The 21,312-nt window shown below is 65.7% G+C and carries 19 protein-coding genes; 11 read left to right on the forward strand and 8 right to left on the reverse strand.

The window, feature by feature from the left end; translation table 11 throughout:
• Window positions 1-2: 2 nt before the first annotated feature.
• Entirely contained in the window at window positions 3-413 is a 411-nt protein-coding gene (locus GQ674_RS05860; protein WP_236546202.1) for a hypothetical protein, read from the forward strand.
• Between the two features lie 99 nt (window positions 414-512).
• Here the strand turns inward: GQ674_RS05860 and GQ674_RS05865 are convergent, their stop codons facing one another.
• Together GQ674_RS05865 and GQ674_RS05870 are read right to left on the reverse strand one after the other, a co-directional pair.
• Window positions 513-2,141, reverse strand: coding sequence for an MASE1 domain-containing protein (locus GQ674_RS05865; protein WP_236546203.1), 1,629 nt, complete (start codon window positions 2,139-2,141; stop codon window positions 513-515).
• Window positions 2,142-2,306: 165 nt separating this feature from the next.
• Complete coding sequence (locus tag GQ674_RS05870) at window positions 2,307-3,593, reverse strand: FAD-binding oxidoreductase (protein WP_159496333.1); 1,287 nt, start codon at window positions 3,591-3,593, stop codon at window positions 2,307-2,309.
• Window positions 3,594-3,784: 191 nt separating this feature from the next.
• On the opposite strand from GQ674_RS05870, the gene GQ674_RS05875 reads away from it, so the two are divergent.
• The 7 genes from GQ674_RS05875 (at window position 3,785) to GQ674_RS05905 (ending at window position 12,266) form a co-directional block, all read left to right on the forward strand.
• The gene (locus tag GQ674_RS05875; RefSeq protein WP_159496334.1) at window positions 3,785-4,543 is read left to right on the forward strand and encodes a gamma-glutamyl-gamma-aminobutyrate hydrolase family protein; all 759 of its coding nucleotides are present in this window, start codon (window positions 3,785-3,787) and stop codon (window positions 4,541-4,543) included.
• Window positions 4,540-5,973 carry a glutamine synthetase family protein gene (locus GQ674_RS05880; protein WP_159496335.1) on the forward strand — a complete coding sequence of 478 codons (1,434 nt, stop codon included), beginning with the start codon at window positions 4,540-4,542 and terminating at the stop codon, window positions 5,971-5,973. The genes GQ674_RS05875 and GQ674_RS05880 overlap by 4 nt, the downstream gene beginning before the upstream one ends.
• A gap of 136 nt (window positions 5,974-6,109) precedes the next feature.
• Window positions 6,110-7,216 (forward strand): polyamine ABC transporter substrate-binding protein, encoded by a 1,107-nt coding sequence (locus tag GQ674_RS05885; RefSeq protein WP_128095968.1) that lies wholly within the window; start codon window positions 6,110-6,112, stop codon window positions 7,214-7,216.
• 162 nt (window positions 7,217-7,378) lie between these two features.
• Complete coding sequence (potA, locus tag GQ674_RS05890) at window positions 7,379-8,512, forward strand: polyamine ABC transporter ATP-binding protein (protein WP_159496336.1); 1,134 nt, start codon at window positions 7,379-7,381, stop codon at window positions 8,510-8,512.
• Window positions 8,509-9,420, forward strand: a complete 912-nt coding sequence (locus GQ674_RS05895; RefSeq protein ID WP_159496337.1) for an ABC transporter permease subunit — start codon at window positions 8,509-8,511, stop codon at window positions 9,418-9,420. The genes potA and GQ674_RS05895 overlap by 4 nt, the downstream gene beginning before the upstream one ends.
• On the forward strand, window positions 9,417-10,262 hold the full coding sequence (locus GQ674_RS05900; protein WP_159496338.1) for an ABC transporter permease subunit: 846 nt from the start codon (window positions 9,417-9,419) through the stop codon (window positions 10,260-10,262). The genes GQ674_RS05895 and GQ674_RS05900 overlap by 4 nt, the downstream gene beginning before the upstream one ends.
• Before the next feature lie 639 nt (window positions 10,263-10,901).
• Window positions 10,902-12,266, forward strand: a complete 1,365-nt coding sequence (locus tag GQ674_RS05905; protein ID WP_159496339.1) for an NAD-dependent succinate-semialdehyde dehydrogenase — start codon at window positions 10,902-10,904, stop codon at window positions 12,264-12,266.
• Window positions 12,267-12,539: 273 nt separating this feature from the next.
• Here GQ674_RS05905 and GQ674_RS05910 read toward each other — a convergent pair whose 3' ends face one another.
• From GQ674_RS05910 to GQ674_RS05935, 6 genes are all read right to left on the reverse strand, one after another.
• Window positions 12,540-13,538 carry a magnesium and cobalt transport protein CorA gene (locus tag GQ674_RS05910; protein ID WP_128096023.1) on the reverse strand — a complete coding sequence of 333 codons (999 nt, stop codon included), beginning with the start codon at window positions 13,536-13,538 and terminating at the stop codon, window positions 12,540-12,542.
• Window positions 13,539-13,553: 15 nt separating this feature from the next.
• Window positions 13,554-14,819, reverse strand: coding sequence for a DUF4105 domain-containing protein (locus GQ674_RS05915; protein WP_159496340.1), 1,266 nt, complete (start codon window positions 14,817-14,819; stop codon window positions 13,554-13,556).
• An 8-nt stretch (window positions 14,820-14,827) separates the two neighbouring features.
• Window positions 14,828-15,709 carry a transporter associated domain-containing protein gene (locus GQ674_RS05920; protein ID WP_159496341.1) on the reverse strand — a complete coding sequence of 294 codons (882 nt, stop codon included), beginning with the start codon at window positions 15,707-15,709 and terminating at the stop codon, window positions 14,828-14,830.
• A gap of 65 nt (window positions 15,710-15,774) precedes the next feature.
• Window positions 15,775-16,362 (reverse strand): hypothetical protein, encoded by a 588-nt coding sequence (locus GQ674_RS05925; RefSeq protein ID WP_159496342.1) that lies wholly within the window; start codon window positions 16,360-16,362, stop codon window positions 15,775-15,777.
• Between the two features lie 31 nt (window positions 16,363-16,393).
• On the reverse strand, window positions 16,394-16,879 hold the full coding sequence (gene ybeY, locus GQ674_RS05930; RefSeq protein WP_159496343.1) for an rRNA maturation RNase YbeY: 486 nt from the start codon (window positions 16,877-16,879) through the stop codon (window positions 16,394-16,396).
• A 251-nt stretch (window positions 16,880-17,130) separates the two neighbouring features.
• On the reverse strand, window positions 17,131-18,114 hold the full coding sequence (locus GQ674_RS05935; protein WP_128095418.1) for a PhoH family protein: 984 nt from the start codon (window positions 18,112-18,114) through the stop codon (window positions 17,131-17,133).
• A 662-nt stretch (window positions 18,115-18,776) separates the two neighbouring features.
• On the opposite strand from GQ674_RS05935, the gene GQ674_RS05940 reads away from it, so the two are divergent.
• From GQ674_RS05940 to GQ674_RS05950, 3 genes are read left to right on the forward strand one after another with little or no spacing between them, the layout of a single operon-like run.
• Window positions 18,777-19,217 carry a contractile injection system protein, VgrG/Pvc8 family gene (locus tag GQ674_RS05940; protein WP_159496344.1) on the forward strand — a complete coding sequence of 147 codons (441 nt, stop codon included), beginning with the start codon at window positions 18,777-18,779 and terminating at the stop codon, window positions 19,215-19,217.
• On the forward strand, window positions 19,214-20,839 hold the full coding sequence (locus GQ674_RS05945; protein ID WP_236546204.1) for a hypothetical protein: 1,626 nt from the start codon (window positions 19,214-19,216) through the stop codon (window positions 20,837-20,839). The genes GQ674_RS05940 and GQ674_RS05945 overlap by 4 nt, the downstream gene beginning before the upstream one ends.
• The gene (locus tag GQ674_RS05950; RefSeq protein WP_159496345.1) at window positions 20,836-21,297 is read left to right on the forward strand and encodes a hypothetical protein; all 462 of its coding nucleotides are present in this window, start codon (window positions 20,836-20,838) and stop codon (window positions 21,295-21,297) included. Before GQ674_RS05945 ends, GQ674_RS05950 begins: the two co-directional genes overlap by 4 nt.
• Window positions 21,298-21,312 lie beyond the last annotated feature (15 nt).

Here is a 21,312-nt window from a genome sequence, read left to right on the forward strand (position 1 = left end):
TCGTGAGCCTGCTCTCGATGCCGTTCGTTGCGGCAGCCGCCTGCTGTCCGAGCGATGGCAACGGCATTGCGTTGGCGAAAAGCGGCATGGGGGAATCGCTTCCGCTGGCTGTGAACCTGAGTCAGGATCCCAACTGGCGCGTATACGGTTTTGAGCGCGATGGAATCTCGTATTACCAGGTAAATGATCTTGCGGGCCAGGTGCGCGTGATCGTGGGCAAGATCGACGATCAATTCTTCACCTTACCAGCCGGTAAGAGTCCCGCACGCACCTCGTTGCCGTCCCAGCGCCTGGTCGTGCCGGGCAACGCCGTGCGCCGCGAGGTGTACAGGCGTGCCGAGTTCGCGCTGGTGGTCTACGGCGAGGGCAATGACGCCATCTGGTCCGTCGAGGTTCCCGCCAACGGCGGTTGATGTCCCCGCGCGATGCAGCGCGGAACTGAAAACGTCTGCAGGTGGCTGAGGCCACCTGCAGATCCGTCCGCAGCGATCTGCAGGGCGCCTGGACCGACGCTAGAGTGCGTTCTCGCGCAGCACGAGCGGGGTCTGCACTGGCTGTCTGGAGGCAGGTGCGGGCGCATCTACCAGCAGCATTCGGACACGATTGCGGTGGCAGGTCACTGCTCCGCCATAGGCCAACGCACGCGCCGCCAGACGTTCGGAGACCAAGGCCATGGTTGCCGGGGAAAGGGTGCGGTTGACGTCCAACAGCCCCACGGTGACCAAAATGCCGCGATGCTGCTGGACCTGACCGCAACGCGCACGTACTTGAATCTGCCCGTACTCGTTCTTGAGGAGAATGGATACCGCGTCGGTCAATGTCCGGTACGTGGCCAACTGAAGTCCTACGCTCAACCTGCACGGGTCTCCACCCAGGCGAGGGCGCGACACCCTGTCGGTCGCATCCCAGGCTTCGCGGGCACCGCTTACCTGCAGGGCAAGATAAAGGCCCACCTGCTCAAGTGCTGTTGGGTACACCATGCTGGTCTGCTCACGGAATTGCCGCGAATGGGCCGCCGAGGCACGCAGCAGCCGCTCGGCAGGCTCGTGGTGGCCATGCCGCCTGAGCAGTTCAACTGTTTCCTGGATGGATACGTCCAAGCCATCGGCGATCTTTCTCAGGCCCAGCGCCCGTTCGCGCAGGTCCATCTCACTGGCGATGTGTGCGGTCCGGGAAAGGATGAGTGCCCGCTTGCCATCCTGGTCGCGGCGCGCGTACTGGTGGAAGTAGTGACTGATCTGTGCGCCCAAGGCGAGAAGCGCAGTACCGGCAAGCGCAATGATCTGCTGCGTGGCGAAGGTAGGCGCGTCGAACGAGCCGGGCAGGCCGGTGCTTGGTGTGGTCGCGCTGATGATCAGGTTCAGCAGCGGCACACCTACCGCGGCGCCACGCCAGCCGTGCATGCAGGTCAAGGCAACCACGGGCAACGCCATCATCAGTTGCAGGCTGGTTTTGGTCGCGTCACCATCGGCGGCGGCCAGCCGGGTCACAATGGCAAGCACCAGCAGCAAAGAGAGCGCAATGACCGTCGGTAGCCCTCGCCATGCCTGCCAGTCGTAGCGCGCTCCGCGTTTCGTCCAGAGCAGGGCCAAGGGGGCGAGCGTCAATATTCCGATGTAATCGCCCAGTGCGAATCGTGCTGCGCTGCTGAGAATGGGCAGGCTGGGCGGTATGGGCCACAACAGATGCGACAGTCCAAGCTTCAGAACGGTGGCTACCAGTGCGGCGGTCGCGGCAACCGAGAGAAGCCACACCTCCGCCTGCGCCGTCATCATCTTGCGATGCAGGCGCACCACCAGCGCCACCGCCGGCATCATGCATGCCGACGCGATCACCACCCAGGTCAGCCCGTACTTGTCGATCATGGGATACCGCATCTGGGCGAAGTACGCGTATTCGCCCAGGATCAGGTATGGCCAGAAGCGGGCAGGGCAGAGCAGCAGGGCGGCAACCCGGACGCCAGCGGGCAGATAGAACTGATCAAGCGATACCTGTCGTGCACCCCAACAGGCGAAGGCGTACACCAATGCAACGGCGAACCCGGCCGGCCGGATACGCAGGTTGAGTTGAAGTCCATTTCTCCACCAATCCAATCGTTGGTTCCTCCTGCTGTTCGTGCCCATACCCGCGCGGGTCGACATGGAAACTCATCAGCGCGACAGTATCGACTGATCCCTGCGCATGCAATCGTCGTGGGCGATTATCGGAATCCAATGAGACGCGGCGGGCGTGAAGTGCTGCGTATTATCTACACCTGAATGTGATGCATGTCGCTATTGCTATGGAATTGATTTCGTCATCGGTGTTCACCACAACGCATCCCGCAGTTTGTACCAGGACATCGCCGCCACCAGCAGCGGCGTGCGCAACAGCCGACCCCCTGGGAAGGGGCGGTGGGGAATGCGCTCGAATACATCCAGGCGTTCGTTCTGCCCGGCGATGGCCTCGGCCAGCACCGCCCCGGCCAGCCCGGTCGCGGCCACGCCATGGCCGGAAAACCCTTGCGCGAAGTACACGTTGGGCGTGAGCCGGCCCCAATGTGGCGCCCGGTTGCGGGTGATGTCCACGTAGCCGCCCCAGACCTGTTCCATGCCCACGTCGGCCAACTGGGGGAACACCTGGTGCATGCGCCGGGTCATCACCCCGCGCAGCCCGGGGGGAGGGAGCGCGGAGTAACTGGCCCGCCCGCCGAACAACAGCCGGTGATCGGCGCTGAGCCGGAAGTAGTCCAGCGCCCAGCTGACGTCGGCCACGGCCATACCGTTGCGGATCAGCGACCGGGCGCGTTCGGCCCCCAGTACCTGCGAGGCGCCGATGTAGGTGCCGACCGGCATGATCCGCGTTTCCAGCTCCGGGGCGATGCCCTGCAGCCAGGCGTTGCCGGCGATCACCACGTGGTCGGCGCGGATGCTGCCGTGGGCGGTGCGCAGTTGCGGACGCGGCCCCCGCACCAGCTGCACGACCGGCGATTGCTCGTGGATGACCACCCCCAGGCCTTCTGCCGCGCGCGCCAGGCCCTGGGCATAGGCCAGCGGCTGCAGGTGGCCACTGGCCGCATCGAACATGGCCCCGGTGTAGCGGGGGCTGTCCAGCTGCGCCTGCAGCTGGGTGCGGTCCCACCACTGCAGCGGATAGTCGTAGCGCTCTGCGAGGTCGAGCAGCCCGCCACGCAGCGCGCGCTCCTGGCGGGCCGTGATCGGCACGCTGGCGTGACCATCGTGCCAGTCGCAGTCGATCTGGTAGTGCTGCAGGCGGTGGCGCAGCAAGGCCATGCCGTCGCGCGAATAGTCGAACAGCACCCGTGCGTCTTCGGCGCCCACCAGCTGTTCCAGTGTATCCACTTCACACCCGTAGCCAACGATGGCCTGGCCGCCATTGCGCCCGGACGCGCCCCAGCCCACCCGATGCGCTTCCAGCACGCTGACCCGGTAGCCGCGCTCGGCCAGCGACAGCGCCGCCGACAGGCCGGTATAACCCGCGCCCAGCACGCACACATCGGTGGCGTGGTCGCCGGCCAGCGCCGGGCGCAGTCGTTGCGCGGGCAGGCTGTCGGCATACCAGCTGGACACATGGTCCTGGCCGGCGCGGCTCACGGTGTGCACCGGCAGGGGAGGGTGGGGACGTCAATCATGGTGACAGCATGCCAGCAACGATCCGCGGTGACAGCGCGCAGTCTGTCGCAGGTACTGCCGCCGGTATGTGAGGGCGCACGCCTCCGGCCGGGCGTGTTGCACCGCGCCCGGGCACGGCGCTACCGTGGCAGCAGGTCATCGGAGCATGCCGCATGGTCGCGCCCCCCTGGGTTGGCCTGCCCACTGACAGCACGCCACTGGGCCACCATCGCTTTGCGGTGGTCGGTGAGAAGTACATCCGCGCGCTGGCCGTGGCGGCCGGTGCCACGCCGGTCCTGTTGCCCAGCCTGCAGCCACCATTGCCGGCCAATCACTGGCTGGACCGGCTCGACGGTCTGTTGCTGACCGGTGCAGTAAGCAACATCGAGCCGCATCACTACGGCGGTGCACCTACCTGGCCGGGCAACCCGCACGACCCGGCGCGCGACGCCAATGCGCTGTCGTTGCTGCAGGCCGCGCTGGAACGCGACCTGCCGGTGCTCGCGATCTGCCGCGGCTTCCAGGAATTGAACGTGGCCCTCGGTGGCACCTTGCACGCGCGCGTGCACGGGGTGCCCGGGCTGGCCGATCACCGCGAGGACGCGGCCGCGCCGGTGGAGCAGCAGTACGCAGCGGCGCACGCCGTGCAGTTAACCGGCGGCGGCTGGCTCGCGGCATGGGCCGGCGCGGACCGTGTGAAGGTCAATTCGGTGCACGGGCAGGGCATTGATCGCCTCGCTGCCGGCCTGCGGGTGGAGGCGCGTGCCGACGATGGCCTGGTGGAAGCCGCGCGCAGCCACGCCCACAGCTTCGTGCTCGGGGTACAGTGGCACCCGGAATGGCGTGTTACCGACCATCCCTTCCATCACCGCATTTTCCAAGCCTTCGGCGATGCTTGTCGCCGTTACTCCTGCAAAGCAGACCGGTCATGACCACCCGAACGCGTTCGCGTAAAGCCACAGCCCCGCGCAAAGCGGCCTCTTCTTCGCGCAAGGCCGCTCCGCCGCCGGTGCCCGAAGAAAGCACGCTGCTGCGCTGGCTCAAGGACCGGCGCATCACCGAGGTGGAGTGCCTGGTGCCGGACATCACCGGCAACGCGCGCGGCAAGATCATTCCGGCCGACAAGTTCTCGCACGATTACGGCACGCGCCTGCCGGAAGGCATCTTCGCCACCACGGTCACCGGCGAGTTCCCAGACGATTACTACGAGCTGACCTCACCCTCGGACTCGGACATGATCCTGCGCCCGGATGCCGACACCGTGCGCATGGTGCCGTGGGCGACCGATCCCACCGCCCAGGTCATCCATGACTGTTTCACCAAGACCGGTGAGCCGCATGAACTGGCCCCGCGCAACGTGCTGCGGCGCGTCCTCAATGCCTATGCCGAACTGGGCCTCCGCCCGGTGGTGGCGCCGGAGCTGGAGTTCTTCCTGGTCCAGAAGAACACCGACCCGGACTTCCCGCTGCTGCCGCCGGCCGGCCGCTCCGGACGCCCTGAAACCGCGCGCCAGTCCTACTCCATCGATGCGGTCAACGAGTTCGATCCGATCCTCGATCTGATGTACGACTACTGCGATGCAATGAAGCTGGACGTGGACACGCTGATCCACGAATCCGGCGCGGCCCAGCTGGAGGTCAACTTCACCCACGCCAATGCGATGGATCTGGCCGACCAGGTGTTCCTGTTCAAGCGCACCATGCGTGAGTCGGCGATGCGCCACGGTATCTACGCCACCTTCCTGGCCAAGCCGATGGAGAACGAGCCGGGCAGTGCGATGCACATCCACCAGAGCCTGCTGCGGATCAGCGACGGCAGCAACGTGTTCACCGGCGAGCATGGCGGTGAGGATTTCAGCCCGCTGTTCGGGCACTACCTGGCCGGCCTGCAGAAGTACGTGCCGGCGGCGATGGCATTCTTCGCGCCGAACGTGAACTCCTACCGCCGGCTGATGTTCGGCGAGGTCTCCCCGAGCAATGTGCACTGGGGCTTCGACAACCGCACCTGCGGGCTGCGCGTGCCACTGGATACGCCGGAGAACATGCGGGTGGAAAGCCGGTTCGCCGGCTCGGATGCCAACCCCTACCTGGCCATCGCCGCCACCCTGGCCGCCGGCCTGCTCGGCATCCGCGAGCAGGGCTCCCCCACCGCGCCGATCGCTGGCAGTGCCAAGGAGCTGGGCTACGACCTGCCGCGCTCGCTGGGCGAGGCGCTGGACGGGCTGGAAGGCTGCCCGGAACTGCGCGAGATGCTGGGCGAGCGCTTCTGCCGGGCCTATGTGTCGGTCAAGCGCAAGGAATACGAGACCTTCTTCCGCGTGATCAGCTCGTGGGAGCGTGAATTCCTGCTGCTCAACGTCTGAGCGGCGGCCCGTCGCTAGATCCGGCATGGCCGTGAGGGCCATGTGCTGGGAAAATGGGGGCATGCCCGTTAGGCTGGCACCCGTTGTGCCGGTCTGGCCGGTTCCCCCATCTCGCACCTGACCTGTGGAGAGTCCGATGAAGCTGCGAATCCTCACCCTCGGCATTGCCGTATCCGTACTCAGCGCCTGTGGCGGCGGCAAGTCCGACGACGACAGCAAGGTGCTGAACGTCTACAACTACAGCGATTACATCGCCGAAGACACCATTCCCACCTTCGAGAAGGCCACCGGCATCAAGGTGACCTACGACGTGTTCGACAGCGACGAAATGGTGGAAACCAAGCTGCTGGCCGGCAACAGTGGCTACGACGTGGTGGTGCCGACGCTGAACTTCTTCGGCCGCCAGATCAAGGCCGGCGTGTTCCTGCCGCTGGACAAGAGCAAGATCCCGAACCTGGCCAACCTCGATCCGGAGGTGATGAAGCGCATCGCCCAGCAGGACCCGGACAACCAGTACGGCGTGCCGTACATGATCGGCACCACCGGCATCGGCTACAACGTGGAACTGCTCAAGCAGCGTTTCGGCGGCAGCACCGACATCGCAAACAGCTGGGACCTGATCTTCAAGCCCGAGAACATCGCCAAGATGAAGGACTGTGGGATCACCATCCTGGACACGCCGTCGGACATGATCCCGATCGCGCTGCACTACCTCGGCGAAGATCCGCACAGCCAGGACCCGGCCACGCTGGAAAAGGCCGCCGCGCTGCTCAAGGGCATCCGCCCGTACGTGCAGAACTTCCACTCCTCCCAGTACGTGGGCTCGCTGGCCAATGGCGGCACCTGTCTGGTGGTGGGCTGGTCCGGTGACATCATCCAGGCCCGCGACCGCGCCGCCGAAGCGGCCAACGGGGTGACGGTGGCCTATTCGATCCCGCGCGAAGGCGCCCCGCAGTGGTTCGACATGCTGGCCATCCCCAAGGACGCCAAGCACCCGGAGGCCGCCTATGCCTTCATCAACTACCTGCTGGAACCGAAGGTGGCTGCCGCCAACACCAACTTCATCCACTACGCCAACCCGGTGACCAAGGCCACCCCGCTGGTGGACGAGGCGATCCGCACCGACCCGACCATCTACCCGCCGGCCGACGTGGCCGCCAAGATGTTCACCTACTCGATCAACACCCCGGAGGTGGACAAGCTCTACACCCGGTTGTGGACCGAAGTGAAGACCGGTCGCTGACCGCTTCCACGACGCCGGCCGCAGGGCCGGCGTCGTCGTTTCAGGGGTCTGCACGGCGGCAGGCCGGGGGCCGGGTAGCCGGTCCGGGCACACCATGACGCCGCGACCACCGGTAAAATGGAATCCTCCCCCCGTCCGCTGCCGCTCCTGGAGCCGCCCCCCATGCCATTTGATGCCAAGCCGGAAGGCGAGGTCGTGCCGGTCCTCGAGCCGGGCTATCTGTCCATCCGCGCGCTGCGCAAGGAATTCGACGGCTTCGTCGCGCTCGACGATGTCAGCCTGGACGTGCGCAAGGGTGAGATCTTCGCCCTGCTCGGCGGCTCGGGCAGTGGCAAATCCACGCTGCTGCGCTGCCTGGGGGGGTTTGAAACGCCTACCAAGGGCAGCATCGAGCTGGATGGCCAGCGCATCAACGACCTGCCGCCCTACCAGCGGCCGATCAACATGATGTTCCAGTCCTACGCGCTGTTCCCGCACATGACGGTGGAACAGAACATCGCCTTCGGGCTGAAACAGGACGGCCTGGCCCGCGATGCGATCCGCACCCGCGTGGGCGAAATGCTGGAGCTGGTGCAGCTGGGCAGGCTGGCCAAGCGCAAGCCGCACCAGCTGTCGGGTGGCCAGCAGCAGCGCGTGGCGCTGGCGCGGTCGCTGGCCAAGGGGCCCAAGCTGCTGCTGCTGGACGAACCGATGGGCGCGCTGGACAAGAAGCTGCGCTCGCAGATGCAGCTGGAGCTGGTCAACATCATCGAAACCTCGGGCGTGACCTGCGTGATGGTCACCCACGACCAGGAAGAGGCGATGACCATGGCCACCCGCCTCGCGGTGATGGACGCCGGCTGGATCCAGCAGGTGGGTAAGCCCGATGAAATCTACGAGCAGCCGGCCAACCGCTTCGTGGCCGAGTTCATCGGCTCGGTGAACCTGTTCGACGGGGTCATCGACGAGGATCTGCCGGAGTACGTCACTGTGCGCACGCCGCTGTTTCCGGCGCCGATCTACGTGGCCCACGGTATCACCGGCTACGAAGGCCAGCCGGTGGCGTTCGCGCTGCGCCCGGAGAAGGTGATGATCGGCAAGGACGAGCCGGCCGGGGACACCAACAAGGCGCAGGGGGTGATCGAGGAGATCGCCTACTTCGGTAGCCATTCGGTGTACCACGTGCGCCTGCCCAGCGGGGCCAAGGTCCTGTCCAACTTCGCCAATTCGCAGCGCTGGGCCAGCGACGGGCTGACCTGGGGCGACAGCGTGTGGGTGTGCTGGCGCGACAACGACGGCGTGGTGCTCACCGCATGAACGCCGCCGTCTGGAAGCGCTGGCTCCCCGGCACCCGCGGTGGTGTGATCGCCGCGCCCTACCTGTGGCTGCTGCTGTTCTTCGCGGTGCCGTTCGTGATCATCCTGATGATCTCGTTCGCGCGCACGCAGGTGGGCTCGCCGCCCTACACATGGCTGCTGGAATACGTGGACGGGGCGTTTTCGCTGAAGCTCAACCTGGGCAACTACGCGGCGCTGGTGAAGGACAGCCAGTACGTGCTGGCCTACCTGAGTTCGATCAAGATCGCGGTGATCGCCACGCTGTTCACGCTGCTGATAGGCTACCCGATGGCCTACGTGATTTCGCGGATGTCACCGGCCGCGCGCAACGTGGCGATGATGCTGGTGGTGCTGCCGTCGTGGACCTCGTTCCTGATCCGCGTGTACGCGTGGATCGGCATCCTGGACCGCAACGGGCTGCTGAACCAGCTGCTGCTCAAGCTTGGCGTGATCGATGCGCCGCTGCAGATCCTGTACACGCCGACCGCCGCCTACATCGGCATCGTCTACTGCTACCTGCCGTTCATGGTGCTGCCGCTGTACGCGAACCTGGTCAAACTGGACAACCGGCTGCTGGAGGCGGCCTACGACCTGGGCGCCCGGCCGTGGCAGGCGTTCCTGCGGATCACCCTGCCGTTGTCGCGCACCGGCATCATCGCCGGCTGCATGCTGGTGATGATCCCGGCGGTGGGCGAGTTCGTGATTCCCGAGATGCTGGGCGGTCCGGACACGCTGATGATCGGGCGGGTGCTGTGGGGCGAGTTCTTCAACAACCGCGACTGGCCAACGGCCTCGGCGGTGGCGATCGTGATGCTGCTGTTGCTGCTGGTGCCGATCCTGCTGTTCAACCGTGTCCAGCAGCGTGAGCTGGAAGGAAAGCTGGCATGAGCATGGTGCGCGGCAACCGCTGGCTGGGCTGGTCGGTGCTGGGGCTGGGCTTCGGCTTCCTGTACCTGCCGATCCTGCTGTTGATGATCTACTCCTTCAACGAATCCAAGCTGGCCACGGTGTGGTCGGGCTTTTCCACGCGCTGGTATGGGGAGCTGTTCAACAACCGGCAGATTCTGGATGCGCTGTGGATCAGCCTGAAGGTGGCGTTCTGGACGGCCTGTGCGTCCACGGTGCTGGGCACGATGGCGGCGATGGTGATGACGCGCTTCAAGCGTTTCCCGGGCAAGACGATGTTCGGTGCGCTGATCACCGCGCCGCTGGTGATGCCGGAAGTGATCCTGGGCTTCTCGCTGATGACGCTGCTGGTGGCGATGGGCGGGATTCCCGGTTTTCCGGCACGCGGGGTAACCAGCATCTGGATCGCGCATGTAACGTTCACGCTGTCGTTCGTGACGGTGGTGGTGTCGTCGCGGCTGCAGGAGCTGGACCGGTCGCTGGAGGAGGCGGCGATGGATCTGGGGGCGGGGCGGTTGAAGGTGTTTCTGCAGATCACGCTGCCGATCATCGCGCCGGCGCTGGTGGCCGGCTGGCTGTTGGCGTTTACGCTGTCGCTGGACGATGTGGTGATCGCCAGTTTCGTGGCGGGTCCGAGTTCGACGACGCTGCCGATGAAGGTGTTCGCGTCGGTGCGGATGGGGATCAAGCCGGAGATCAATGCATTGGCGACGCTGATGGTGCTGGCGGTGTCGCTCGCGGCGGTGGTGGGGTGGTTCGTGACGGCCCGCGGCGAGAAGCGCCGCCAGCGCGACATGCAGATGGCGTTGCAGGACAAGGGTTGAGGCAACGGCAACAGCAACAGCAACAGAGGGGCAGGGTCTGGGGTGGCGTCGGCGTGGGTGGGTTGGCGGGACACGCCGCAAGTACATCCCTGTAGCTCGTGGGCGCCATCCATGGCGCCCAACGGTCCCGCCAACCCACCCACGCCGACGCCCGGCAGGTTGTTTGCCCTTTTGTTGAAGGCGCAGGGCAACGGCGCATGGCAGTTGCCGCGTTGCACCGCGTAGAGCCGGGCTCTGCCCGGCTGCTCTTCTCAATCAAAGCGGTCGGCCGGCTCTTGCTCTTGGTTCGGCAACCGACACACTGTCCAGGCATGGTGAGGGTGGGTTGACGGGGCCCTGAGCCGCATGGATGCGGCGACGGAGCTTACATGGGTGAAGGCGCATTGTTTGCGAGGCACTGCCTCGCATGCGACTGAACGCACAGCCGCCAGCGGCTGGGCTGGGCCGCGGAGCGGGACTTGCAGCGTGCCCCCGGCAACTCACCCTCACCGTGCCCGCCCGGAAGAAGCGACTGCTAACGCTTCGGCTCCAACCTGCGACGCCATGTCGCAACCCAACCCCCGGCTCCCCGCCAACCCCGGCAACATCCGGATCACACCCCCGGGCGCAGAATGATGCACTGTCTTCCGGAGTACCACGATGACCGTTGAAATCGTCAACCCCGCCACCGGCCAGGTCACCTACCGCCACGAACTGCTTGATGCCGCCCAGATCGAGCAGCGCCTGGCCGCTGCGGCAGGCGCGTTTCCCGCCTGGTCGGGCCAGTCGCTGCAGGCGCGCAGCGTCATCCTGCGTGGCATTGCCGCGCAGCTGCGGACCCGCAAGGATGAGATCCAGCGGGCCATGACCACGGAGATGGGCAAGCTCAAGGCCGAAGCCCTGGCCGAAGTGGAAAAGTGCGCGCAGGCCTGCGAGTTCTACGCCGACCATGCCGCCGACTACCTCAAGCCGCAGCTGATCGACACCGAGGCCCAGCGCAGCTACGTGCGCTACGAGCCCATCGGCTGCGTGTTCGCGGTGATGCCCTGGAACTTCCCGATCTGGCAGGTGTTCCGCTTCCTTGCGCCAGCCTTCATGGCCGGCAACGTCGCCCTGCTCAAGCATGCCAGCAACGTCCCGCAGTGCGCCGACCTGATCCTGGCCGTATGCCGCGACGGCGGCCTGCCCGTCGGCGTGTTCGACGTCCTGCACATCGACAACGACCAGGCCGCCGACGTGCTGCGCGACAAGCGGGTCAAGGCCGTCACCCTGACCGGCAGCGAACGGGCAGGGCGCTCCATTGCCGCCAATGCCGGTGACCAGCTCAAGAAGTGCGTCATGGAACTCGGCGGCAGCGACGCGTTCGTGGTGCTCGAAGACGCCGACCTCGACAAGACCGTTGCCGCCGCGGTGAAGTCGCGGTTCGACAACAGTGGCCAGACCTGCATCGCCGCCAAGCGCTTCATCGTGGTCGATGCCATCGCCGATGCCTTCGTGGAAAAGTTCGTGGCCGCCGCTGCCCAGCGCGTTTACGGTGACCCGCAGGACGAAGGCACCACGCTGGCCCCGATGGCCCGCGCCGACCTGCGTGATGAACTGCATGCGCAGGTGCAGGACAGCGTGGCCAAGGGCGCCAAGCTGCTGCTCGGCGGCGAGCCCGTGGCCGGCAGCCATGCCGGCTACCCGGCCACCATCCTGGACAACGTCGGCCCGGGCATGCCGGCCTACGACGAGGAGCTGTTCGGCCCGGCCGCGGCCATCCTGCGCGTGCGCGACGACGCCGACGCGCTGCGCGTGGCCAACGACACCACCTTCGGTCTGGGGGGAAGCGTCTGGACCGCCGATGCGGTGCGCGGCGAAGCGATCGCCAAGAAGCTCGAGTGCGGCGCGGCGTTCGTCAACGCCATCGTCAAAAGCGACCCCCGCCTGCCGTTCGGCGGCAGCAAGCGCTCCGGCTTCGGCCGCGAACTGGCCGACCACGGCATCCATGAGTTCATGAACATCAAAACGGTGTACGTGGCTTGATCAGAGGGGCGTAGCGACCGACGGTCGCTACCTACCCACATCACACTGGTAGAGCCGACCGTCGGTCGGATGCCTCAAACGGGGAGAGCCGACCGTTGGTGGGCTCACTCAACCGGGTAGAGCCGACCGTTGGTCGGCTCCCTCAAACGGCTAGAGCCGACCGTTGGTCGGCTCACTCAACCGGGTAGAGCCGACCGTTGGTCGGCTGCCAGGAATTCCAGCATCCAGTGCGTAAATCCAGCACCGCACCCCCCACGCGACCAACCCCCCGCGTCAGAGCCAGCGCACCCGCTTGAACAGCCGGTACAACCCCACGCAGATCGCGCCCACGCCGATGATCATCGCCGGGTACGCCCACGGCTGGTCCAGCTCGGGCATGTGGGTGAAGTTCATGCCATACCAGCTGGTGATCAGGGTCGGCGCGGCCAGCAATGCCGCCCACGCACCGAGTCGCTTCACTGTCTCGCCCTGCGCCAGCGTCACCAGCGACAGGTTCACGTTCAACGCCGTGCCCAGCATCTCGCGCAGGGTGTCGATCACATCGCTGATCCGCACCGCATGGTCATGCACGTCGCGCAGGTACAGCTTGACCTCGTCCGGTACCAGCTCGCCCTGGTAGCGCTTGATCTGCGCCAGCATGTCCTGCAGCGGCGCCACGGCCATGCGCATCTTGTTGAGCTCGCGCTTCAGTTCGTACAGCCGTACCACCGTCTGGCGCTTGTAGCTGTCCGAGAAAATGTCTTTCTCCAGCAGCTCCAGCGTGTCGCGGTAGCGCTGGGTGATGGGCAGGTAGTTGTCCACCACGAAGTCCAGTACCGCATACAGGCAGTACGACGGCCCCATCGTGCGCAGCAGCTCGGGCTCACGCTCCACCCGGGCGCGCGGGGCGGCATAGGACAGCGACGCCCCATGGCGGACCGTCACCAGGAAGCGGGGGCCGAGGAAGGCGTGGGTTTCGCCGTAGGCAATGCGCTCATCGACCATCTGCGCGGTGGTGACCACCACGAACAGAGAGTTGCCATACGCCTCCACCTTCGGCCGCTGGTGCGCGTTGCGGGCGTCTTCGATGGCCAGCGAGTGCAGGCAGAATTCTTCCTGCAGCTTCAGCAGCACGCTGTCGGCCGGCTCATACAGGCCGACCCAGACAAAGCCGTTGCCGCTTTCGATCACATCGCTGATCGCGTCCAGGCTGATGTCATGGCGCTTGCCCTGGTCATCGTAGTGCACGCAGTTGATGACGCAGGGCGGGTTCACGGGTGCGGTGCTTTCCATGGGCGGCATCGTGCGTCAGCGGACCGTGACAGGTACGTCACGACGGCCCAGCGCCCACGCCAGCGCCAGATGCACCGGCAGCAGCAGCACGATCCACTGCAGGTTGACCTGCGCCTGCAGGCTCAGCCAGTGCAGAACCAGACCCAGCGACGCCAGCAGCGCCACCGCCCACAGCATGCAGCGGAACCACGCGCGCGGGGTGCGTCCACGCAGCAGCGTGATCGCGCCGGGCAGCAACAGCAGGCACAGTGGTGACAGCACCAGCAGGTTGCGGTTGGCCCACGCGGCCTGGTGCGCGCTGAAGCCCCACAGATAGGTCAGCAACGCGCCGGCGATACCGCAGAACAGCCACAGCGGCAGCGCGATGCCGCCCAGCAGGCGTCGGCGGGTGCGCAGTGCACACACCCCGGCGGCGACCAGTAGGCCGCACAACAGCCAAGGCCACCAGCGGCGCGGAGATTCGGTGGGTTCCGGGGCGATGCGGTGCGGCAGCAGTTCCTGCTCGGCCTGTACCAGCGGGCGCCCGTCGCTGTTGCGCGACTGGCGCAGCGCATCGGCCAGACGCATCGGCACGAACGCCTCCTGCCAGCGCGACAGCGGCTGGTCGGCGAACGGGCCGAGCCCGATGTCGAAGCCCAGCCACATCCACGGCGAGGGCGAGGCCAGCCGCACCGATTCACTGCGGTAGGTGTTGCCGCGCGATCGCCCGGACAGCTGCGAATGCAGGCCGCCGCCGAGCGCCTGGTCCACCGCATCGCGGACCATGGTGGCGCAGTTGGCGGTGTAGTAATCGTAGTGGTAGCGCGCGTTCTCCGGCTTGGCGCGCTCGGCCAGCGAGGCGGCCAACGTGCGCGCCTGCTGCGGGTCCAGGTCCAGCCACTGGATGCTGGCCCCACGACCGCTCTGGCGGTAGTAGGACATGTCTTCGTCCAGCGGCAGCGCCACCAGGTAGTACATCATCTCGCCGCGCACGAAGCGGCCGATGAAGTCCGTCTCGCTTGGATCGAAGTAGCCGAAGTTATACGAGGTGGCCTGGCCCGTGACCGGGTCCACCACCACCAGCGCGTCGTGACCGAAGCGCTCGAAGAAGATCTCGCCGGGCTGCATGGTGACCACGCCGATGCGCGGTGCCGCCGGCGCGTTGGCGACGGCATCGGCCACGGCTGGGGAGACGGGTGTCGCCTCCTGGGCCAGCGCCGCGAACGGCAGGCTGGCCAGGGTCAGCATCCAGTACAGGAACAACAGGCGGCACGACGGCCACCGCTTCAGCAGGGGCCGCATGGCGTGGATCAATCCTCGTTGTTCGTGTCAGCCGGCAGCACGGTCACATGGAACGCCTGCACGCGGCGGGCATCGGCACGCGCCACCCGGAACACGAAGCGGTCCAGGCTGAGCTCGTCGCCGGTTTCGGGCAGGTGGCCGATCGCCTCGGTGACCAGGCCACCGATGGTGTCGTAGTCGTCGTCCGGGAAGCTGGCGCCGAAGCGCTCGTTGAAGTCCTCGATCGCGGTCAGGGCGTCCACCACATACTGGCCGTCGGCCTGGATGGCGATCTGCGCGGTGTGGTCCTCGGCCTCGTCGTGCTCGTCGTCGATTTCACCGACGATCTGCTCCAGCACGTCCTCGATGGTGACCAGCCCGGAAACACCGCCGTACTCGTCCACCACGATGGCCATGTGGTTGCGCGAGAGCCGGAACTCCTTCAGCAACACATTGAGCTTCTTGGCTTCGGGGATCAGCACCGCCGGGCGCAGCAGCTCGCGCACGTTGGCCGGGCCGTTGTCGGCAACAACGCCGCGCAGCAGGTCCTTGGCCAGCAGCACGCCAAGGATGTCGTCCTTGTTGTCGCCGTGCACCGGGAAGCGCGAGTGGCCCGATTCGACCACCTGCTTCATCAGTTCAAGGAAGGGCGCTTCGACCGGCAGGGACACCATCTGCGAACGCGAGATCATCACGTCGCCCACGGTGAGTTCGGCGACCGAAATCGCCCCCTCCATCATGCGCAGGGTATCGGCAGCGATCAGCCCATCGGCGTGTGCGGTGTGCAGCACCGCCACCAGCTCGTCGCGGGTGTGGGGTTCGCCGGAGAAGGCAGAGGTCAGGCGTTCGAGCCAGCTGCGCTTCTTTTCGTTCTGCTCCAGGGTGGAGCTACTACTGTCGTCTTCAGACATCTCTGGAAAAAAGGGCACCCGGCGAACCGGGCGTTGGATTCAGTCTAGCAGGATGCGGGCCGCTGTCAGCGCCCGCCTGCCGGGGCCGCGTTCACCGAGGCGGCCGGTGGGGTGGGGGCCGGCACCGGCGCCTCCTCCTCAGCGGGCAGGTCCAGGCTGTAGGTGCAGCCGGCCAGGGTCTTGCCCGGGTGGGTCTTGACCGTGGACAGGCTCAGGATGATCGATTCGATCATCGGTTCGCCGGTCTTGGGGTCGGTCACGTCGCGGCTGACAAGCTCCCGTCCGGCCATGAACTTGTCCGGGGTGTCCACCCCGTCCTCCAGCGCCAGCGTCTTCGCCAGGGGGCGCGGGTCGGCCAGGTCCAGGATGGCCATGATGCTCGCCCCGGCCACCGCCACGTACTCGGTACGCTGCCCGAACACCGTCAGGGGCGTGGCCAGCCGGTACTCGTTCATGAACTGGTTGCCCTGCGGCAGCGGCTGCAGGCCATTGGCCACCGCCTTGAGCGGGTCGGCCACCACCGGGGCGACGGCGGCGTAGTCGGCCACGCCCCGGCGGCATTCGATCAGCGCGGCCAGGTCCAGCGGGGCGGCCGATGCGGTGGCGGGCAGCAGGGCCAACAGGCCCAGGCAGAGGGTCTTGAAAGCGGTCATCTGGAATCCGTGGGGAGCCGGGCGGCGCGGCTTACTGCTCGTTGGCGTAGGGGTCGTCGATGCCCAGCTCAGCCAGGATGTCGCGCTCCAGCTGCTCCATGGCCTCGGCTTCCTTGTCGTCCTCATGGTCCCAGCCAAGCAGGTGCAGCACGCCGTGCACGGTCAGGTGCGCGTAGTGGGCATTGAGCGCCTTGTCCTGCTCGGCCGCTTCGCGGGCCACCACCGGCGCGCAGATCACAAGGTCGCCCAGCAGCGGGAACTTCACGCCCTTGGGCAGGCCCTCGGGCACGTCGGCCGGGAAGCTGAGCACGTTGGTGGCGTAGTCCTTGCCGCGGTAGTGCCGGTTCAGCGATTGACCTTCCTTGGCATCGACCAGGCGGATGGCCAGGTCGGCTTCACGGATGCGGCCCTTGAGCGCGGCAGCCACCCATTTGCGGAAGCTCACCGCAGAGGGCAGCCCGGCGCGGGGCAGGGCGTAGCTCACGGCTACATCGAGGCGGACGGGGCCCTTGGTCATGGCGATACCGGTAATTCAGATCAATCAGGAGGGCACAGTATCGCGCGTGTGGCCTTTCACTGCGACTTCCTGTCGTCGGCGTCATGGCCGATCTCCGCCTGCGCGGCATCCGCCGCGCCCGTATCGACGCCGGCGGCGTGGCCTCGGCGATTGCCGCGTCCGGATGGTGGCCAGCAGGAAGTCGGGCACCCGCAGCGACAGACGAACCATGGCACGTCCTTGTGTGCGATTCGGGCCCCGGCCCTGGACGTCTACTCCGCGCCGGGTTTGACCTGCTGCAGGTCGCGTCGGTCGTAGGCGCTGACGATGCGCGCCACCAGCGGGTGACGGACCACGTCGCGGGCCTCGAAGAAGGTGAAGCTGACCCCGTCCACCTCGCGCAGCACCTCGATGGCATCGCGCAGCCCGGACTTCACGTGCTTGGGCAGGTCGGTCTGGGTGAGGTCGCCGGTGACCACCGCGGTGGAGCCGAAGCCCAGCCGGGTCAGGAACATTTTCATCTGCTCCACGGTGGTGTTCTGCGCTTCGTCCAGAATCACATAGGCATCGTTGAGCGTGCGGCCGCGCATGTACGCAAGCGGCGCGATTTCGATGACATTCTTTTCCAGCAGTTTCAGCACTTTCTCCACACCCAGCATTTCATACAGCGCGTCGTACAGCGGGCGCAGGTACGGGTCGACTTTCTGGCTGAGATCACCCGGCAGGAAGCCGAGCTTCTCGCCCGCTTCCACCGCCGGTCGCACCAGAATCAGACGCTGCACGCGCGACTCGTTCAACGCGTCCACCGCGCTGGCCACGGCCAGGAAGGTCTTGCCGGTGCCGGCCGGGCCGATCCCGAAATTGATGTCGTGGGTGGTGATCTGGTGCAGGTAGCGCGCCTGGTTGGCGCCGCGGCCACGCACCGTGCCGCGCTTGACCTTGATGGTCACTTCCTGCGCTTCGTAGGCCCGTTCGACCACCTGGTCGACGTTGGCCTGGTTCAGGCGCAGGTGGATGGCGTGATTGTCGAAGGTCACCTCCGCCGCTTCGGCGTAGAGCGCCTCGATCAGCATCTGCGCTTCCTCGGCTACACGCCGGGGGCCGGTCACGCGGAACACGTGGCCGCGGTTGGCGATTTCCACGCCCAGTTTGAGTTCGATCTGGCGCAGGTGCTCATCGAACGGGCCGGCCAGATTGGCCAGGCGTTCGTTGTCTTCGGGGGCGAGGGTGAAATCGCGTTGCGAGAGTGCGGTCATTGCGTCTGGCAGCCTTCGATCCAGGGAACCGCGGCCGCAAGCAGGGAAAGGGTCTACAGGGTAGCGCGCAGCCCGTGCAGCCGCCATACCGGGGCCGTTTGTCCACACCGGGTGTGGGGGAGTCGTTGGCAAAGCTGTGGATATCCCGCGCCGCCCCTTGTGCGACAAGGTTGAACAAGGGCTGGTGAAAAAATGGCCGGTCGCTTCAGGAACCGGACACGGCGCCAGACCGACCTGTACGCGGCACGCCCTCGTGCACTGGCGCGCTGTACCCGGTGCCTGCCGTGGTGGGGGCCTTGGGAATGTGACGAAATCTGCGTGGCGGAATCGGCCGGAAGTATGTCGTTAGTTTATGTTGATGGGCCAAGGCAGACATCCGGAGGCGCTTCAGGTCCTTGCGTTCCGTGCGAGTAGGGGTTTTCCTACATTATCGTCAGAGTTGCCCCGGATATCGGGCCGCGACGATTCTCTATATTCTTCTTCCATGCAGATTGGTGCGTGCGTCTGTGTGGCGGGGAGAGCCTGCAGATAATGCGGCGGCGTGCGTTTCGACAGTAGCGACAGAGTGGGAGGTGCAGCGTGCTGCCGCCATGCCGGCGGGCCGGGTGCGCCATGGATGCTGGGCAGGTCACGCGGCCGGACGGCTGCAATGGATGGGCACGATGCAGGATGCAATCACACTGTTCGCCGGCATCGCCGGGCTGGACGGCGCCAGCCATCCGCACCGTCTGGCATTGGCCAACGGCCAGGCGCTGCTGGTCGAGCGCTGGTGCGGCCACGAACAGCTGTCCGACGGTTTCCAGTGGTGGGTGGACGTGCTGGCCAACGACGCCCAGCTCGACGTGGATGCGTGGCTGGGCATTGCCGCCACGTTGTCCTCGCGACAGACCGGCGGACAGGATGTGCTGCGCAGCGGCGTGGTATGCGAGGCGGCCTGCGTGGCGTCCGACGGCGGCCTGGCGCGCTACCGCCTGTGCCTGGTGCCGTGGACCTGGCTGCTGGGGCAGGCGCGGCAGAGCCGGGTGTTCCAGGAACGGGCGGTGCTGGACATCCTGCAGGCGCTTGCTCGCTTGGACGTGAAATGCCCCACGGAGCAAACATGAAAACCAGGCAGTCCCCGCTGTCCCTCTTGGTCATCGCAAGTGCCCTCTGCTCTGGCGGTCGCGCGCTTGCGTGCACCGACAGCCTGGACCCTCTGGCATCTCCTGCAACCGGGGTAAGCCTGCTATTCAGTAATGGGCAAGAGGGCGTCGTCGGTGTCGCCACTCCCCGCCTGTTGCCGGGTGGTCGACTGGCACCGCCTGCCATTTCTCCCGCGCTGAAAGAGCTCAAGGCCGGAAAATTCGATCAATGGGGAGGGGGTGTTGTATTCACTGAAGACGATGGGCGAGGCGGTAAGGGGGTCTGCCGGGTGGAAACCTGGAAGAGTAGAAACTTGAACGCTGTTGTAAGAGACAGCCTTGGTGGGAAGCCCGAACGTCTTCGGGATAGTGATGGAAGGGTGGCGGCCATTGCGTACATGCCTACGCCAGCACAGGAAAGACATCCCGTGCTGGTGAAGTTGCTGCCGCACTACTACATGAGCTCGGCAACCGCCTTCTACTACGATGGGTCCAATAATCTCATTGAGGTGGACAGGTATATGTCCCCTGAGGCCAACAGGCTCAACCCGAAGTACCCGTTGAAGATCATTGCACGATCCGTCCTGTATTGCTTCCGCTACGAAGATGGCAGGTTGGTGCAGTCTGCAGGCTTGCCGGGACCTAGTGTCAGCAAGGACCCGGCATTCTCGTGTGGCCAGCTCAAGGCAGGCGAGCATTCGCTTGAGCGGTATCGCTACAACACCGATGGAACCCTGCGCGCCATGCTGAACTACTACGGAGAGGACGATGCCGATTCCTCCGAAAGCCAGCGAAAGCCCGGCGGCGGTGGCTATGGGTCCATTTGGCTGCCCGAACGGCTTCCGTCCGGCGAGCAAGCGCGCGTGGAGGTTCATTTCAATTCGAAAGATGAGCTGACCGACCTCAGTACAACGTATCTGGAATTCGCGGCAGCAGACGCGCAGCCCTCGTACGCAGCGCGGGGCGATGCCGGCGGCTCGACGCTTGAGTACCGGTTCACTGTTTCACCTGTCCCCTTGTCGGTGACAGACAAGGGATTCGCTGCGATCGGGAGCTACCCCAGGGTCAGGATTTTCCCTCATCGAAGCGGAATGACGGTGTCAGAAGTCTTCGACGCTGGTTCCAGAAGGCCGCGCCAGCGGCAGTGGCGTAGCCTGGATCTGAATCGTCAGGAGATGTACGGTGGCAATGGCAAACTGATCCGCGTAGTTCAATACGGTGCCGCACCGCAGGACGCCTACGAGGCAGACCTGAAACGGTATGCAGAAAGTGGTGTGCTGAAGGTCACACCCACCACCGCCGGCTACGCCAGCTACCGCGTCTACGACTACGACACAGCGGGCAAGGAGCGCCTGGTTCTCGTCTGCTGGCAGCACGACGTCCCCAGTAATAAACCCCTCCGCCATTTTCCATGGTGGACGCCCGACCCAACGCCGAAGCGCAGCAAGGAAGAAGCGCTGATCTACGACATGAAGAACGTCGCCAATCGCTGTGGATCGCCCGACGGAAAGATGGTGATTCAGGGGCTGTCGCAGATCGACGCGTACATGGCCAAGCACTACGACTACGACGTAGAGAAGCTCAGCTACGGCGTAGCACAATGAGCCCGCTGCCGGAGGTGAGATCCATCCTGGACAGGGAGGAAGGCGCGGGCGCCGAGGTGCACAAAGCGGTCCTCCATACGCCTCTTTCACGCCTGACCATATGGTCGCTGGCGCTGTCTATTCTGGGTCTGTTGAGCCTGGTTGGGCTGGCGGCCGCGGCCTTTGCCGTTGAATGGGAATCCATCAGCGAACGGCTCGTGGTCAGCGTATTGGTCATACTGCTTTCACAGCTGATCGTATTCTTTACAGGCATGCTGCTCGCCACCATCAGCCTCTTCCGTCGGCGTCAGTTCTGGCGTTCTGCAACGCTTGCGCTGGCGGTGAACATACTGGGACTGGCCGCCATGTTCTTCGTCGGTTACGCGATTGTGGCCGCGATGGCCGCCCTTGCGGTGGGCGCTGCGCAGGCTGCCCTGGGTGGATTGATGGTGTTGCTGTTGATGATATTCGCCAAGTAGCTCGGCGTCGGTGCA

The sequence above is a fragment of the Stenotrophomonas sp. 364 genome (genome assembly GCF_009832905.1).
GTDB classification, from domain to species: Bacteria; Pseudomonadota; Gammaproteobacteria; order Xanthomonadales; family Xanthomonadaceae; genus Stenotrophomonas; species Stenotrophomonas maltophilia_AP.